This window comes from Bradyrhizobium sp. Leo170, assembly GCF_004296405.1.
In the GTDB taxonomy this organism is placed as follows: Bacteria; Pseudomonadota; Alphaproteobacteria; order Rhizobiales; family Xanthobacteraceae; genus Bradyrhizobium.
Genome location: NZ_PSRR01000033.1, coordinates 25,665 through 41,681, shown reverse-complemented (window position 1 = coordinate 41,681; position 16,017 = coordinate 25,665). Strand labels below are relative to the sequence as shown.

The window sequence follows — 16,017 nt, the reverse complement described above, 5'->3', positions numbered from 1 at the left end:
CGGAGGCTTCCGCGGCGGTGGCTTCGGAGGCGGGATGCATGCCATAGGCGGAGGTCCGCGTTTCGGCGGCATGGGCGGAGGACCGCGTTTTGCCGCCATAGGCGGAGGACCGCGTTTTGTGGGTGGGCGGTTTGCCAGTGCGCGGTTCGCGAATGCTGCATTCGCGCCTCGCTTCGCGAGCCCTGCCTTTCGAGGCGCAGCCTTTCGAAGCGCAGCCTTCCGGCATGGCTTCCATAACCGCTTCTTCCGCAACCGCTTCAATCGCTTTGCGTTCATCGGCGTGCCCTTCGGCTACGCCGCCTACGCCGGCTACTACGACGACTGCTGGACCAGAGTGTGGACGGGATATGGACTGCAGTGGGTCAACGTCTGCGGGTACGACGGTTACTACTGACTGCCGAACGACGGTGTGATGATCGTGCCAGGGTACCTTCCGGCGAAGCCTCGCCGGGTGGGCCTTGGGTAATCGTCACATTCATGTGAGCCGTCCCGCGCAACCATCGGAGTACGATGAGCGTCTCCGACAAAGCCAGTTGCGCGACGTCCTGGTCTGCAGGAACGCCGCGCCTTCGTGGCCAGTCATTCGGAAGAAGACCATGACGGCAGGTCATCGCCGCATTCTGGTCGTCGAGGACGACCCGGAAACCGCCGGCCAACTCGCCGAGCAACTCACGAGCAGCGGCTACGAGGTGGATCTGGCCGCGAGTGGCAACGAAGCCCTGCGCCGCGGCACGTCTCGCGACCATGCCCTGATCACGATCGACCGCATGCTTCCCGACATCGATGGCCTCGCGGTCATGCGTCAATTGCGCGACGGTGGCGTCGCCGCTCCCTTCCTGATCATCAGCGCGCTCGGCGAGGTCGATGATCGGGTCCGTGGCCTGCGCGCCGGCGGCGATGATTATCTGGTCAAACCTTTCTCCTTTGTCGAATTGCTGGCGCGGCTGGAAGCGCTTGGCCGGCGCAGCGAAACCATCGCCAAGGACACCATCCTGCGGGTCGGCGATCTCGCCATCGACCTGATCTCGCGCACCGCCAACCGCCGCGGCAAGGACATTCCGCTGCTCCCGCGGGAATTTCAGCTTCTGGAGTATCTGGTCCGCAACGAAGGCCGCGTCGTCTCCCGCGCGATGCTGCTGCAGCACGTGTGGGATCTCCACTTCGATCCCTCGACCAATATCATCGACGTCTATGTCGGACGCGTGCGTCGCAAGGTCGACGACCAGCAGGCCTATCCGTTGATCCATACCGTCCGCGGCATGGGGTACTGTCTCCGTGCTCCTGGCTGATACACTGAGGTCAACGACCTTCAAGCTGGCGCTGGCCGCGATCGTGACCTTTGGCGTAATCGCCTCCGCCATCTTCATCTGTGTCTATCTGTCCACTGCCTCTTTCGTGCGCAGCCGATCAGATCAGGCCATCATGGCCGAATATTCCAGTTTGCTCGGCGCCTACGAGCGATCAGGACGCAGGGAACTGATCGAGCTGATCCGAAATCGGATAGCTGGCAGCAGTCCTGCAGAACACGTGTATCTCCTGGTCGATCATGCATCGGCTGTTCTCGCCGGCAATCTCGACAAATGGCCTTCGGCGGCCACGGCAGCGCAGGGATGGACGGAGTTTCATGCCCCTCGTGCGTCGGATGCGGCAAGTCAATCGCGGTTTCGCGCCATGTCTGCAACGCTGCCGGGCGCGATCGCCTACTGGTGGGAACTGATATCAGCGACCTCGACAGCTTTGCCGCCAAGATCTGGGCGGCGGTAATTGCGATCATTTTCTTGATGTTTGTGATTGCGGTGGTGGCGAGCATCCTGGTCACGCAGCGAACGGTGGGACGAATAGAAGAGATCAACGCGACCAGCCGGGCCATCATGCAAAGCGGCCTCGACAAGCGAATTCCGCTGCGCGGCAGTCATGACGAATGGGATCGCGTGGCGGAGAACCTGAACCTGATGCTCGATCGCATCGAGGCCTTGATGGGCGACGTCAAGCAGGTGAGCGACAATGTCGCGCATGATCTGCGGACGCCGCTCACCCGGATGCGCGGACGGCTGGAGAAGGCCTTTCACGGCGGGCGTATCGGCGAGAACGATCAAGCGCTGATCGGCGACACGATCGCGGACCTCGATGCCGTCTTGGGGATGTTTTCGTCGATCACGCGGATCGCGCATATCGAGACCCAGGTGCGCAAGGGCGCGTTTCGCAACGTGAACCTGGTCGAGATCGCAAGCGAGGTCGTCGAGCTCTATGATGCCGCGGCGGAGCGCGATGGCACCGATCTTTCCATAACTGGCGACCGCGAGGTGCGGGTCACCGGCGACCGCGATCTCCTGTTCGATGCCATCGCCAACCTCGTGGACAATGCCATCAAGCACGGCCGCGCCGGTGGCAAGATCGTGGTTGCCTGCGAAAATGTCGATGACGGGGCCGTCATTGCGATCACAGATGACGGGCCCGGAATTCCCCAGTGCGAACGCGACCATGTCTTCAAGCGATTTTACCGGCTCGAGCAGAGCCGCTACACGCCTGGAAACGGCCTTGGACTGAGCCTAGTCGCCGCGGTGGCCAACCTTCATGGCGCCCGGATCGAGATGCTCGATCATTCACCGGGTCTTCAGTTCAAGCTCTGGTTCTCGGCGCCGGCGAGTTAGCGGAATTATCTGTCGACAACAGGCCAGTGAAGAGCGGACGGGCGTAGAGCCGAACCGCGGTCTCCGGGGTGATACCAGGCGCCCATCGCTGCAACTCGGACGCTGCATTGACCATCGTCGACACGAGCTGCGCGGCAATGGAGGCGTCGAGCGTGCGCACCTGGCCCTGTTCCATTCCTTCCACGATAAACCTGCCGAAACGCTCGGTGAGGCGGTTGAGCCCGGCCTGGGCATCCTTTCGCCGGCCGAGCGGGAGCGCACCCCAGGCAGTGATCCGCAGCAGGGGTCCCTGATCGGACAGTTGAAAGCGGACAAGCTCCCGCGCGCTCGTGCAGAGGCGAGCCCAACCGGATGGGCTGCGCTCGATGGCGAGCGACTGCATTCTCCGGACCACGTCAAAGGTTCGTTCGAAGCAGGCGAGGATCAATTCGTCCTTGCTCGTGTAGTGATGATAGAACGATCCCTTGGTCAGGTTGAGGCTGCTCGCGATCCTTTCCAGCGATGCGCCGCGATAGCCCTGTTCATTCACCATCATGGTGGCCGCGCGCAGAAAGGCCTCTGGAACGACGTCCCGTGCGGTCGCAGCTCGCGGCCAACCGAGCTCGGGCGCTCCGCCTTCCCGCCAGGATTTGGGGGACCGGGCAAGGCCATCGATCAGGATCGCAGACATCCTTTCAGCCGCCGGCCGATAGTCGGACGGCTCATAGCGTGATATCCACGCCCGCATCATGTTGACGAGCGACAGCAGGAGGTGGGCTCTCGCATTTCGCGACAGGCGATCTTCCGCCGACTCGCTGCGGGGAAGCAGCGAGCGCACGCTGCGGAACAGATCGTTGTAGGCGTCGAACACGCGACGTGCATGGGATCCGGTCAGTGCGCGGATATCGTTGAAGAACACCAGCTCGTCTCGCGTGCCGGTGGCGATCTCCGCCAAGAGATTGGCGTAGCCGCATACGTAGCTGCGGATTCTGTCTTCCGGCCGGCTCTCCCGTGCCGCGTCGAGGACCACGGTTTTGGTTGTCTCTATCGCCGCGAGCAGACATGCCGCCGCGAGGTCTTCCTTGCGGCGATAGTAGTAGGTGATGCTGTGGGTCAGGAGGCCGACATCCGCTGCGATCTCGGCAAGGGTCGCGCCCTTCAGGCCATCGCGGTTGAACAGGCGCGCCGATGTTCCGATGATCGCCTCGCGCCGCTTCAGGTATTTTTGCGTGTACCGAGCCGGATCACTGCGCCGCGTCGACCTCTCGGACGGCATTATTGTGCGGCCATGTCGTGGAGGTGGCAGGCGACGGCCCGACCGGCACCGAGGTCGCGCAGCGCAGGATCCTCGTGTCGACAGCGATCCATCGCAAGCGGACAGCGCGTGTGAAAGCGACAGCCGGACGGCGGATTCATGGCGCTCGGCACCTCGCCCGAGACCGGAACGCGTTTGCGGGTGGCCTCGACGACGGGATCTGCGACCGGCACGGCCGCCAGCAGTGCCTGGGTATAAGGATGGAGCGGCTTACGATAAATCTCGTCCCGCGCCGCGATTTCGACGATCCGCCCAAGGTACATCACGGCGATGCGGTCGCTGACGTGGCGGACCACGGCAAGGTCATGGGCGATGAAGAGATAGGCCATGCCGAGCCGTTGCTGCAGCTCGACGAAGACGTTCACGACCTGCGCCTGGATCGACACGTCAAGCGCAGAGACCGGCTCATCGCAGATGATGAGTGCGGGCTCGAGCGCCAGCGCGCGCGCAATGCCGATCCGCTGTCGTTGGCCGCCGGAGAATTCGTGCGGGAAGCGGTCGGCCATGTCGGGCAACAGCCCGACAGTCCGCATCAACTGGGCGATCCGTTGATCAAAGGCCTTCCTGTCGTTCGCGAGGCCATGAACCTCGAGCGGTTCGCCGATGATATCGCGGACCTTCATGCGCGGATTGAGCGATCCGAACGGATCCTGATAGACCATCTGCATGCGCCGGCGCAGCGGACGCAGGCTGGACTTGTCGAAATGGGTAATGTCCTGGCCTTCGAACTCGATACGCCCGCCGGACGGCTCCAACATCCGCAGGATTGCAAGGCCCGTCGTCGATTTTCCGCAACCGCTCTCGCCGACAAGGCCAAGCGTCTCGCCGCGTTTCAACTGGAAGGAGACGCCGTCGACGGCCTTTACCGTCGCCACCTGCTTGCGGAACACCGCGCCCTTGTGCACGGGGAAGTGCACCTGCAGATCGTCGACGCGGAGGAGGACATCGGCCTCAGACATGTGCAGGTGTCTCCAGCCAGCAGGCGGTTTGGTGTTGCGGGCCTATCTCGGCCAGCGCCGGCCGCTCGCGCTGGCAAAGCTCGGTGGCCTGCCTGCAGCGCGGCGCAAACGCGCATCCCGTCGGTAGCCTGGCGAGGTTGGGCGGCTGTCCCTCGATCGGCACCAGCCGCTTGCTGGTGTCGCCGTCGAGCCGCGGCACCGATGCCATCAAGCCGCGTGTGTAGGGGTGGCGGGGATTGGCGTAAAGCTCACGCGCAGGCGCCTGTTCCACCACGCGCCCCGCATACATCACGACAACCCTGTCGGCATAGCGCGCAACGACTCCGAGGTCGTGCGTGATCAGGATCAGCGAGCAGCGAGAACCTTGCGCGAGGTCCTTCAGCAGATCGAGGATCTGCGCCTGAACGGTCACGTCCAGCGCCGTGGTCGGCTCGTCCGCGATGATCAGCCGTGGCTCGCAGGCCAGCGCCATCGCGATCATGGCACGCTGGCGCATGCCGCCCGAGAACTGATGCGGATAGGCGCGGAGCCGCGATTCCGCATCCGACATCCGCACCCGTCCGAGCAGTTGCTTGGCCGTGCCGAGCGCCGCATCCCAGGGCTTGCGCCGATGGACATTGATCGGTTCGGCAACCTGCAATCCCACCGTGAGCACCGGATTGAGCGAGCTCATCGGCTCCTGGAAGATCATGGCGATGCGGTTGCCGCGTATCTCCATGATCTCGCGCTCGGAGAGCTTGGTGAGGTCAGTGCCTTCGAACAGGATCTCGCCGCTTTCGATCCGGCCGGGCGGCGAGGGGATCAGGCGCAGGATCGACAGCGCGGTCACGCTCTTGCCTGAGCCCGACTCGCCAACGATCGCCACCGTCTCGCCCACGCCGACATCGAAGGAGACATCATCGACGGCAGTCACCGCCCCCCGCCCGCGACCGAACCGGGTCACGAGGTTGCGTACGCTGAGGAGAGGTTTGGCTGCCGCCGTCATTGCGAGGCTCATTTCCCTAGAGCATATTCGGTTCTGATTGCATCAGAACCGAAGCTCTAGATTCTTTGTTTTGACGCGTTTTCTGCGCAGATAAGTCTACGCAATCTGCGTAAACTTGATTGCTATGCGAACCGGTGTCCACTTCGCTCGAAAACGCTCTAATAGCCAAGCTTCTTCTTCAAATCTTGATCGATCCAGAGTCGAGCATGGATAGGACCGGGTCGCTCGGAGCCGACACGCAGTTCGCCGCCATAGTTCTTCACCCACGGCCACCATGCCGTATAGAAGTAGTCGACGGGCAGCCAGATATAGGGGACCTTGTCCACGATCTCGCGCGTCAACGCCTTGATCATTTCCTGGCGCTTTGACTCGTCCCGCTCCAGGTAGACGTCGTTCATCTTTTTATCGAACTCTGGATCGGAGTATTGCGACGGATTCCAGGTCTGCTTGGTGACGAAGCTCTTGCGGATCGACGTCGTGGGATTGGTGTGGCCGTTGCGCATGAAATAGCCCGCGGCGTTGGTCTTCGTCGTCATGGCGGAGAGGAAGGCGCCATATTCCATCGGCTGGATCTCCAGCTTGACGCCCACTTTCTCTAGATAAGCCGCAACCAGCGGCAGCAGATCCATGTGATCCGGCGAGCAGGAGCAGACCTGGACCTTGAAGGAGAAGCCGTTTGGGTATCCGGCCTCCTTCAGCAAGGCCTTCGCCTTGTCAGGATTGTAGGTGAAGAGCTCCTTCACGCTGTCGGGCATGCTCTCCAGCGGCTCGTAATAGCCGATGTAGTCCGGATGCATGGGATAGGCGAACAGTTCGGCATTGCCATTATAGTAGGAGGCCACGATCTCCTTCTTGTTGACCGCCATGTTCAGGGCGCGTCGCACACGAATGTCGTCGAACGGCTTGGTGTCGACGCGCATGGCGAGGAAGGTGCCGCCGGTCCCGAGCGAACGCGACCACTGCAATTGGGGCGCACTCTTCTTCAATTCGTCCACGGCGGTCCATCTGATCGATTCGAGAAGGTCGAGCTTGGCAGTGCGGAGCGCGGTGAGGTATGTGGCCTCGTCCTTTATGGTGCGATAGACGATCTTGTCGACGAACGGCAGCTTGTACTCCTGGCCGCCGATCTTTTCCTTGTCCCAGTAGACCGGGTTCTTCGAGAATGTGACCGCGTTGCCCTGGACATAGTCGGTCAGCATGAATGGGCCGGTGCCGTTGGCGTTCTTCCAGTTGCCGGCGCCGGCGTCGACCACTTCCTGCGGCACGATGCCGGAATAGTAGCCCCAGCCGAAACGGTAATCCCACTCGGCGTGATAGTTGTTGAAGGTAAAGACGACCGTATGCGGGTCGGTCGCCTCGACTTTCTGCACATGATCGAAATAGGTCGGGACCTTCTTCGGGCTCTTGTCGAGGCGGTAGTAGCTTTGCACGACGTCGTCGGCGACGAGTTCGCGTGAGGCCATAACGCCCGGCTTTTCGGGAAACATGACGCCCTTGCGGAGCTTGACCTCGACTCGGAGTGGATTTTCCTTCCATTCCCAGCTTTCCGCGAGTTCACCCTTGATGGCGTCGCTCGGCAGCCAGGCGTCGGGCACGAAGCTGTATTTGCCGCCGTTGCGCTTGGCCTTGGAAAGATCGCCGACAAAGAGCTGTTCGTACATCAGCCCGGTGTCCTGCTGGAATTTCCAGGTCCAGTCGGCGGGATCCCACGACAGGGGCGACAGGGTCACATAGACCATGCCGATGTTGAGCGTGCCGCCCGCTTGCGGCTTTTCGTCCGCCAGGGCTGGCGACTGCGCCAGGCCAAGCATGGCCGCGATGGCCAAACCTCGCGCGAAACCGCCGAACGTCGTCTTCCGATCCATGTTCCTCTCCCTCCTCTTTGTTTGTTTTGTATGGCCGCCGGCTATCGCGATCCGCGCATGCGCGGGTCGAGCAGGTCGCGCAGGGCATCGCCAAAGACGTTGGTGGCATAGACGACGATGGTCAGGCAGAGCCCCGGCGCCAGCGCCAGCCATGGACCCTGGAACATGTAGGTTCGCCCGCTGCCCGACAGCAGTCCGCCCCAGGTCGGCGCCGGCGGGGGAACGCCAAGACCGAGAAACGACAGTCCGGATTCGACGAGGATCACGGCGCCGACGCGGGTCGTGAACAGCACGATGATCGGCGGCATGATGTTGGGCAGGATATGCCGCCAAAGGATGCGGCTGGTGGAGGCACCGATCGACTGGCTGGCGTGCACATACATGTGCTCGCGCACGGAGACGACGGCGCCGCGTATGATGCGGGAGCCGGCGATGCCGAAGGCAAGGCTCAACACGCCGATGATCTGCGGCATGCCCGGACCGACGACGGAGACGACGGCGATCAGGATCACGAGTTCGGGAAAGGACATGTAGGCATCGACGAACCGCTGCGTGATCATATCGAAGCGGCCGCCGAGATAGCCTGTCAGCGCGCCGATCAGCACCGAGATCACGGTTGCGAGAAACGCGGCCGAGAAACCGATGATCACCGAAAGGCGGGCGCCATACAGGCAGCGCGAGAACAGGTCCCGGCCGAGATTGTCGGTGCCGAAGAGATGCGCCCACGACGGCGGCTTCAGCCGCTGTATGGGATTGATCTCGTTGAAGCCATAGGGCGCCAGCACATCCGCGAACAGGCCGGCAAAGACGAACAGCAGAAAGATGATCCCGGCCGCGGCACCAAACGGCTTCTCGCGGAACAGGCGGCCCAGAAACTGCAGTGCCGGGTTGCGTCTCGTCTCCTGGCCGACGGAGGGATTGGCCTGTTCGATCGCCGTCATCTGGTCCTCACCCGGGGATCGAGCAGCCCGTAGCTGAGATCGACCATGAGGTTGATGAGCATCACTGCGAGTCCCACCGTCAGGAACACGCCGGTGATGATCGGGTAGTCTCGCTGATTCACCGCCTCGAGCAGGAGAAGCCCCATGCCGGGGATGACGAAGATCTGCTCGATGATGATGGCGCCGCCGATCAGCAAGGGGGCCTGGAGGCCCACGAGCGTAATCACCGGGATGAGCGCGTTGCGCAAGGCGTGGCGCATGATGACGAGGCGTTGATTGAGACCCTTGGCACGGGCGGTACGGATATAGTCCTGGCGCAGCACCTCGAGCATCATGGTGCGCGTCATGCGCATCGTGACAGCCGATAGGCTCGCGCCGAGAACCATGGCCGGCACGATGATCTGCTTGAGGTTCTGGATCGGGTCGTCGGCGAACTTCACGTAGTTCACTTCGGGCGACCAGCCCCACCAGATCGATGGGAACACCATCACCATGGTGCCCATCCAGAAGCTCGGCACGGCCAGCAGGAGGATCGAAAACGAGCGCGCGACGAAATCTCCCACCGTGTCCTGCCGAACGGCGGAGTAGACGCCAATCGGGAGCGCGATCACGAGACCCACCGCGAGCGCGATGACGCCGAGCTCAAAGGTGACAGGCAGGCGCTGCAGGACGAGCTCGAGGACGGGAGTCGACTGCCAGAGCGACCGGCCGAAATCGCCTTTCAAGATGCCGGCGATCCAGATCAGGTATTGTTCGGCCATAGGCTTGTCGAGGCCGAGCGCATGAACGAGCTGTTCGCGGCTCAGCTTGTCAGCCGCCAGATCGTTCTGGCTCAGCATCATGTCGATCACGTCGCCCGGAATCATCCGTACCGTGGCGAACACGATCAGACTGGCAAACAGCAGCGTGGGGATCAGCGCCAGCAGCCGGCGCACAATGTATCCGTACAAGGGCCTACCCGCTGATGGTAGCAGCCATCGAGCATTCCGGAAGTTCGAAAAAAGCGTTCGCTGGCTTCACCTTGCAGTCCTCCCTCTTGCAATCGGTCTGTTGCCGATTTTTCGTGAGGAGAAATTCGCCGCTCAACTTGCGTTGCAACGCTGCAATTTCTGGCGTTTCCTCACTGTTGTTAGGATCGTATCACCGCTTAGCGCGCTTGCAACAGCTTCGTGGATGAGACGACTGCCTCCGAGCGCGCTGGCAGCTACCATACTCGGTTTTTGAAAATGCAGGTGCGGCTCGTGGCCGCAGTGGGGTCACGATCAGGGCGCCGGAAGAAAGTTCCTGGAGCATGATGAGATGAGATCGAATCGTATCCGCGATGAACGCTGCGCTCCCTCTCCCGCAAGCGGGAGAGGGCTGGGGTGAGGGTTTCTCCGCATTGGGATTCCCCGAATGGAGAGAGCCCTCACCCGGCGCTACGCGCCGACCTCTCCCGCAAGCGGGAGAGGTGGGAGGCTTGCGATGTCCAACCGATCCGATCAGTTCGGATCATGCTGCTGCGCGGAATATCGCCGCGGTTATTCCGCGGCTTCCGCGCCGCGTGGCTCGTCTTTCCGCTCGAGCGGCGACTGCAGCACGAGCATCGTCTGCGGTGGCCGGGCGATCTGGATGTTGAGTTCGTGGAAGCGCTTCTTCATCCGCCGGTAGAACTCGCGCTGCACCGGCCAGCGTCCGGAGTCGGTGCATTGGATCTGCCCGACGACGGTCGTCATGGTGGCATCGACCTTGTCGACGCCCCAGAGATCGAGATCACCGCGGATCATGTGCTGGAATGCGGGATCCTTGCGCAGCTCGGCGCCGATCTCCTTCAGCACGGCGCCGACGCGATCGGGATCTTCGTTGTAGTCCACGTTGACGCTGACCGCGGCATTGCCGATGCCGCGGTTGGTATTGGTGACTGATGTCACCGAGCTGAACGGGATGATGTGCACGGAACCATCGCCGGCGCGCAGCCGGATGGTGCGGATCGAGAGGTTCTCGACGACACCAGACAGGCCCGACACGGTAACGAAGTCGCCGACCTGCATCGCGTTCTCGAGCAGGAGGAACAGCCCGGTGATGACGTCCTGCACCAGTTTCTGCGAGCCGAAGCCGATGGCGATGCCGACGATGCCGGCGCCGGCCAGCAGTGGCGCGATGTTGACGCCGAGCTGGCTCAGCGCCGTCAGCGCGACGACGGTGAGAATGACCGACAGCAGGGTCGTGCGCAGCATCGGCAGGAAGGTGCGCATCCGCGCGGCGCGGGCGTAGCGTCCTTCGCGCGCGAGCTGCAGCAGATGCTGCTCGACGGCGGCATTGACCGCTTCCCAGATCGCAAGCGCGACCACGCCGGCGATGGCGACCGTGATCAGTGCCGACAGCAGGCGTCCGCCGATATGATCGCTGGTGAACCATGCCGCCGCATCCAGGCCCCAGACCTCGAGCAGCGCGATCACGGTGATGACAGCGATCACGCCCGAGACGATGCTCCGCAACGCAGGGAAATACCGGTTGGCGCGTGCTTCGAGGCCCGGAAACTGGCGCGTGAATTCCGGGCTGATGCGGAACACGCGGTCCAGCGCCGCCATCATCGCGATCTGCGCCAGCCGCGCGATCAGGAGCACGGCGACGCTGGCGACGAAATAGCGGAACAGCAGCGCATAGCCGTTCTGCACCCGCAGCGCCCAGACGGTCCATAGCGCGAGGTCAAGGACGATCGCGAGAATGTGCCAGACGTCGGCGAATCGGTTGCGCATCACCACGAGCGGGCCGCGCGCGCCCTCCGGCGCCCGGATCCAGTCGGCGACGCCGCGGCGGCATTGCAGGATGATGATGACCACGAACAGGTGCACCACCAGCATCAACAGCCGGATCAGGGCGTGATAGGCCGGCCGATACAGGCCGAGCAGCAGCGCGATGTTGGCGAGGGCGACTCCGAACACGGTGACGGCCACGATGCGCCGCCACCAGATGTCGAGATAGGCGGCGGCCTCGTCGCGGATGATGAACAGGCTGGGCTGGCTGGAAGCCGGGGAGATCACCGACGCGGTGACAGCGAGGATGCTGCCGTAGATCACGTAAGCATTGACCATTGCCAAGATGACGACGCGGGGCGTCGGTGCGCGGCCGATGTCGGTCGCGAGCAGGAGATTGCCGATCGCCGCGAAGCAGATCACAGGCAGCAGGTCCAGGAACAGCCGTGCCAATGCAAAGGGAAGCCGGATGGCGAGCTGCCAGGCATAGGTGAGCGTTGCATGCCAGCGCCGGACCGGCTGCGTTTCGGTGGCCGCACCCGCATCCCGCACGGTATCCGCATGCCGCGCGCGCAATGGAATATAGCGGTCGATGGCGGCGAGCGGACGCCGGATCGCGCGGCGGATGATCCATTCCGCCATGAAAGCGCAGGCGATGACGAGCACGAGCCGCCACGCCGTGTCGAGCAGCATCTGCTGCATGTACGGATTGGTGGTGAGATTGACCAGCCAGCCCCAGATCATCGGAAAGTCGGACACGGTGCGGGCCGCGGTGGCGAGCTGGTCCGAGACGTCACCGAACCAGTCCGAGACTTCGGCAAGAAGCTGGACGCCAAGATTATCGGTGAAGGCCGGCGGCGACGCCGAACCTTGCGGCTGCGCGGGCGCGCCGGAGGAGGACGCTTTCGCGATGGTCTGCAGCGTCTGGATGAGCTGCGCCCGCTTGTGGTCGTCCTGCAGGATATCCAGGGTCGCTTGCGCCTGCGCCGCTGCTGTCGGTGGCGGAGGAGGCGGCGACGTGTTCGGAAGAAGCATTTGCGATCGCGCCGGCGCAATCAGCAGCAGCAGACAGGTGAGCGCAATCGTGATGAGTCGGAGACTGTTGCTCGGCATAAAAATGCAGCGATCATGAGGGGTGACGGGAATCGCGTGTATTTAACGCCGGTACGGCCATAGTTTGGCATGCCTGTGACAGGCATCACCCTGCCTGCCAACGCATTAGAGCGTTTTCGAGCGAAGTGGACACCGGTTCGCGTGAAGAAAACGCGTCAAAACAAGAATCTAGAGCTTCGGTTCTGATTCAATCAGAACCGAAAATGCTCTAGTCACAAGATGTTCCAATACCCCTACGAAAATGCCGCCGTTGCGCCGAGCGTGGTTCCGTAAACCACCCCTTTTTCCTTCAGCCAGCGCCGGTATACCACGGAGGAGGCGTCCGCCCGGGTCGGGATTTCCGCCCGCGGTTCCAGCGGCAGCAGCCGCGGGCGCTGGTTTTCCAGGATGATGCGGTCCTGCAGGAAGATCATTTGCTGGAACTGGACGAGATCGGCGAGTTCGGAGGTGTCGTCGATCAGGAAACTCACCGGATGGGCGCGGCAATGGTCGGGGTCGAGCGGCTGCACGAACAGGCAGATCACATCCCAGCGATCGGCGACATTCAGGCAGGTCTTGTAGAGCAGCGTCGCGAAGGGGGCGGCGACCCGGTAGATATATTGTGTGACGCTGCCGTCCTGGGCCGACAGCGCCGCCTGCGGCTGGAAGAATTCGCAGTCGGTGGCCCAGACTTCGTCGACGTCGCGGCGGATCTCCGTCGTGTAGTGGCGCACCTCCGTATGCGGCTCGGCGCCGAGGATATCGGTGTGGACGAACGGGAAATGCGCCATATCCAAAAAATTCTCGACGATGCGCAAGCCCGACGAGCGCACCGAGACCGCGCCGCAGATCACATGCCGCCGGTCCTTCTCCTCGGCTTCGGGAAGCGGCAACACGTCGCGATCAGGTTTTCCCAGCGTGGTCCAGAGGTAGCCGTAACGCTCCCGCACCGGCAGCGGATCGTCGCGGTCTTCCGCCGAGACGATGATCGCGCCATCCGCGTCGCGGAACGTGGTCAGCTCAACGCCGAGCAGGCGATTGCGCCGGGGCGATGCCGGGATGTCGGTGAGCGCATCCAGCACATACCACTGGTTCAGCGTGCCGGGGTCGATGTAGCCATTCATGGTGCAAGCTCCGCTTCGTTGCGGTCGGCCTATTGCCGGTAGATTCGTTGCATGATCTTCGCGTGGTCCGCAAGCGACGCCTCGACGTCGTGATGCACAAATTCTCCGCGGCGGATGATGTTGCGCCCGTTGATGAAGGAATAGTCCACCTTGAACGGACCGCACATGATCATCGCCGCCAGCGGATCGCGCTGGGTGCCGGAGAGTCCGAGCTGGTTCAATTTGATCGCGATGAAATCGGCGCTCATGCCGGGCGCGAGATAGCCGATATCGTCGCGGCCGAGCAGCTTGGCGCCCCCGCGCGTCGCCATGTCCAGCGCCTCGCGCGCCGACAGCGCCTTCGGGCTGCCGCCGAATCCGCCGCGGCCGCCGGGCGCCTCCGAGAGATAGCGGTGCGGCGCGACCCGCTGCAGCATCTGCGCCAGCCGCGCCTCGAGGAACAGGTTGGAAGTGTCGTTGGAAGCGGAGCCGTCGACACCGAGCCCGCAGGTGACGCCGGCGTCACGCATCTCGCGGATTTTTGCAATGCCCTGACCGCACCGCATGTTGGCGGAGGGGCAGTGCACCATGCCGGTGCCGGTCTCGGCGAAGGTCTTGATCTCGCCGCTGTCGAGGAAGATGGCATGGGCGAACCACACGTCGGGCCCGAGCCAGTCGACCGAGCCGGCGAATTCCACCGGCCGCATGCCGTAGATATCGCGGCAATAGACCTCTTCGTCGAGATCTTCCGCGAGATGCGCATGCAGGTGTACAGCCTTGTGGCTGCGCGCAAGCTGGGCGGCTTCCTTCATCAGGCCTAGTGTTACCGAGAAGGGCGAGCAGGGCGCGAGCACGATCCGGCTCATCGCGTGCCGGCTCGGGTCATGATAGGTCTGGATCAGCCGTTCGGCATCTTTCAGGATGTCCGCTTCCTTCTCGACGCAATTGTCCGGCGGCAGTCCGCCCTGGCTCTTGCCGCGGGACATCGCGCCGCGCGCGGCGTGGAAGCGCAGGCCCAGCTCCTGTGCCGCCTGGATCGTGCTGTCGAGCCGGACATTATTGGGCTGGATATAGAGATGATCGGAGCTCGTGGTGCAGCCCGAGGCGATCAATTCCGCCATCGCGACGCGGGCCGAGACATAGATCGCCTCGTCATCGAGCTCCGCCCAGATCGGATAGAGCGTGGTCAGCCAGACGAACAATTCATCGTCCTGCACCATCACCCGTGTCAGGTTCTGGTACATGTGATGATGGGTGTTGACCATGCCCGGCATCACCAGGTGGCCGGAAAGATCGACCACCTCGTCGGCGGCGAGGTGCGCAAGCTCCGCATTGCTGCCGACCGCCTCAATGACATTGTCGCGGACGAACAGCGCGCCGCCTTTGATCTCGCGATTGGCATCGTCGAAGGTCGCGAGATGATCGATGTTCTTCACAAGCAGCGTGGACATAAGGTCACCGCAGGTCACGATAATAGGGAACGCCGAGCGCGGCAGGCGCGGCCATCACCTGGCGCATGCGGTGCCATGCGACGACGGGAACGACGATGAAGGCGATGGTGCCGAGATAGGGCAGCATCGAGAGCACCGGCGCGGCGATCGGCCAGTTGCGCGCCTGCCCGACGAAGCCGAGCGACGTGATGACGCCGAATAGCAGTGCCGCCAGCACCGCATTCAGCGGGCGGTAGCCGGCGAAGATCACCAGCGCCACCGCGATCCAGCCGCGGCCGGCGACGACGCCTTCCGACCAGGAGGGAACGAAAGCGAGCGTGAGATAGGCACCGGCGCCGGCGGCGAGCGCGGCGCCCGCGGTCACATACCAGAAGCGGATCCGCTGCACGGCGATCCCTGCGGCATCGGCCGCTGCCGGGTTCTCGCCGACCGCGCGCAGGTTGAGGCCATGCCGGGTGCGGAACATCAGGACATGCAGCATCACCGGCAGGATGATGTAGATCAGGTAGACCAGCACATTCTGCGTGAACAGCACCTGGCCGATCAGCGGGATCGAGCTGAGATAGGGGATCTCGACGCCGGTAAACGTCGCCGGTGCCGGGATTCCGGAATAGGCCTTGCCGACGGTCGCGGCAAAGCCGGTGCCCATCAAGGTCAATGCGAGGCCGCACAGCACCTGGTTGGCGCGCAGATAGACCGTGATCGCGGCAAACACCATGCCGACCAGCAAACCTACAGCGAGCGCCAGTGCGAAACCGGCGGTCGGGCTCTTGGTCGTCACGACCGCGGCAATGCCGGTGATCGCGCCGAGCGCCATCAATCCTTCGACGCCGAGATTGACCACGCCGACGCGCTCGGCCAGCACCTCGCCAAGCGCGGCCAGCGCCAGCACGCCGCCGGCAAGCAGCGAAGTGTGCAGGATGCCTACGATCAGGTCCATC

At 63.2% G+C, this 16,017-nt stretch carries 13 protein-coding genes and 1 pseudogene; 4 read left to right on the top strand and 10 right to left on the bottom strand.

All coding sequences use genetic code 11. The features are described from left to right. The 4 genes from CWO89_RS08970 to CWO89_RS08960 all read left to right on the top strand — a co-directional run. Positions 1–394: hypothetical protein (locus CWO89_RS08970; protein WP_245475846.1), on the top strand; the 394-nt coding region annotated here is incomplete at its 5' end. A 202-nt stretch (positions 395–596) separates the two neighbouring features. Next, positions 597–1,289, top strand: coding sequence for a response regulator transcription factor (locus CWO89_RS08965; RefSeq protein ID WP_130578264.1), 693 nt, complete (start codon positions 597–599; stop codon positions 1,287–1,289). Beyond that, positions 1,276–1,764, top strand: a complete 489-nt coding sequence (locus CWO89_RS47710; protein WP_245475844.1) for a hypothetical protein — start codon at positions 1,276–1,278, stop codon at positions 1,762–1,764. Before CWO89_RS08965 ends, CWO89_RS47710 begins: the two co-directional genes overlap by 14 nt. After that, positions 1,707–2,651: a sensor histidine kinase gene (locus CWO89_RS08960; RefSeq protein WP_245475840.1), complete on the top strand. Its 945-nt coding sequence runs from the start codon at positions 1,707–1,709 to the stop codon at positions 2,649–2,651. Before CWO89_RS47710 ends, CWO89_RS08960 begins: the two co-directional genes overlap by 58 nt. 424 nt (positions 2,652–3,075) lie before the next feature. Here the strand turns inward: CWO89_RS08960 and CWO89_RS49440 are convergent. From CWO89_RS49440 to CWO89_RS08910, 10 genes and pseudogenes are all read right to left on the bottom strand, one after another. Beyond that, positions 3,076–3,906 (bottom strand): annotated as a pseudogene (locus CWO89_RS49440) (TetR/AcrR family transcriptional regulator); the annotation flags it as partial. Further along, complete coding sequence (locus CWO89_RS08950) at positions 3,906–4,904, bottom strand: ABC transporter ATP-binding protein (protein ID WP_130578261.1); 999 nt, start codon at positions 4,902–4,904, stop codon at positions 3,906–3,908. The pseudogene CWO89_RS49440 and the gene CWO89_RS08950, both read right to left, overlap by 1 nt. Next, positions 4,897–5,889 carry an ABC transporter ATP-binding protein gene (locus tag CWO89_RS08945; RefSeq protein WP_130578260.1) on the bottom strand — a complete coding sequence of 331 codons (993 nt, stop codon included), beginning with the start codon at positions 5,887–5,889 and terminating at the stop codon, positions 4,897–4,899. The genes CWO89_RS08950 and CWO89_RS08945 overlap by 8 nt, the downstream gene beginning before the upstream one ends. Positions 5,890–6,047: 158 nt before the next feature. Continuing rightward, positions 6,048–7,754, bottom strand: coding sequence for an ABC transporter substrate-binding protein (locus CWO89_RS08940; protein WP_130578259.1), 1,707 nt, complete (start codon positions 7,752–7,754; stop codon positions 6,048–6,050). A 41-nt stretch (positions 7,755–7,795) separates the two neighbouring features. Continuing rightward, positions 7,796–8,695 carry an ABC transporter permease gene (locus CWO89_RS08935; protein ID WP_130578258.1) on the bottom strand — a complete coding sequence of 300 codons (900 nt, stop codon included), beginning with the start codon at positions 8,693–8,695 and terminating at the stop codon, positions 7,796–7,798. After that, positions 8,692–9,645, bottom strand: coding sequence for an ABC transporter permease (locus CWO89_RS08930; RefSeq protein WP_130578257.1), 954 nt, complete (start codon positions 9,643–9,645; stop codon positions 8,692–8,694). Before CWO89_RS08930 ends, CWO89_RS08935 begins: the two co-directional genes overlap by 4 nt. A gap of 570 nt (positions 9,646–10,215) precedes the next feature. Beyond that, positions 10,216–12,465: a mechanosensitive ion channel domain-containing protein gene (locus tag CWO89_RS08925; protein ID WP_245475837.1), complete on the bottom strand. Its 2,250-nt coding sequence runs from the start codon at positions 12,463–12,465 to the stop codon at positions 10,216–10,218. Between the two features lie 311 nt (positions 12,466–12,776). After that, a complete protein-coding gene (locus CWO89_RS08920; protein ID WP_130578255.1) occupies positions 12,777–13,646 on the bottom strand; it encodes an aromatic ring-hydroxylating oxygenase subunit alpha in 870 nt (289 codons plus the stop codon). A gap of 29 nt (positions 13,647–13,675) precedes the next feature. Then, entirely contained in the window at positions 13,676–15,076 is a 1,401-nt protein-coding gene (locus CWO89_RS08915) for an 8-oxoguanine deaminase (RefSeq protein WP_130578254.1), read from the bottom strand. A 4-nt stretch (positions 15,077–15,080) separates the two neighbouring features. Beyond that, positions 15,081–16,016: an ABC transporter permease gene (locus CWO89_RS08910; RefSeq protein WP_130578253.1), complete on the bottom strand. Its 936-nt coding sequence runs from the start codon at positions 16,014–16,016 to the stop codon at positions 15,081–15,083. Position 16,017 lies beyond the last annotated feature (1 nt).

Bases quoted from the DNA above. Each gene is read 5' to 3' on its own strand.
- CWO89_RS08935 (WP_130578258.1), bottom strand. From the start codon at position 8,695: ATGACGGCGATCGAACAGGCCAATCCCTCCGTCGGCCAGGAGACGAGA.
- CWO89_RS08920 (WP_130578255.1), bottom strand. From the start codon at position 13,646: ATGAATGGCTACATCGACCCCGGCACGCTGAACCAGTGGTATGTGCTG.
- CWO89_RS08950 (WP_130578261.1), bottom strand. From the start codon at position 4,904: ATGTCTGAGGCCGATGTCCTCCTCCGCGTCGACGATCTGCAGGTGCAC.
- CWO89_RS08910 (WP_130578253.1), bottom strand. From the start codon at position 16,016: ATGGACCTGATCGTAGGCATCCTGCACACTTCGCTGCTTGCCGGCGGC.
- CWO89_RS08925 (WP_245475837.1), bottom strand. From the start codon at position 12,465: ATGCTTCTTCCGAACACGTCGCCGCCTCCTCCGCCACCGACAGCAGCG.
- CWO89_RS08915 (WP_130578254.1), bottom strand. From the start codon at position 15,076: ATGTCCACGCTGCTTGTGAAGAACATCGATCATCTCGCGACCTTCGAC.
- CWO89_RS08945 (WP_130578260.1), bottom strand. From the start codon at position 5,889: ATGACGGCGGCAGCCAAACCTCTCCTCAGCGTACGCAACCTCGTGACC.
- CWO89_RS08940 (WP_130578259.1), bottom strand. From the start codon at position 7,754: ATGGATCGGAAGACGACGTTCGGCGGTTTCGCGCGAGGTTTGGCCATC.
- CWO89_RS08965 (WP_130578264.1), top strand. From the start codon at position 597: ATGACGGCAGGTCATCGCCGCATTCTGGTCGTCGAGGACGACCCGGAA.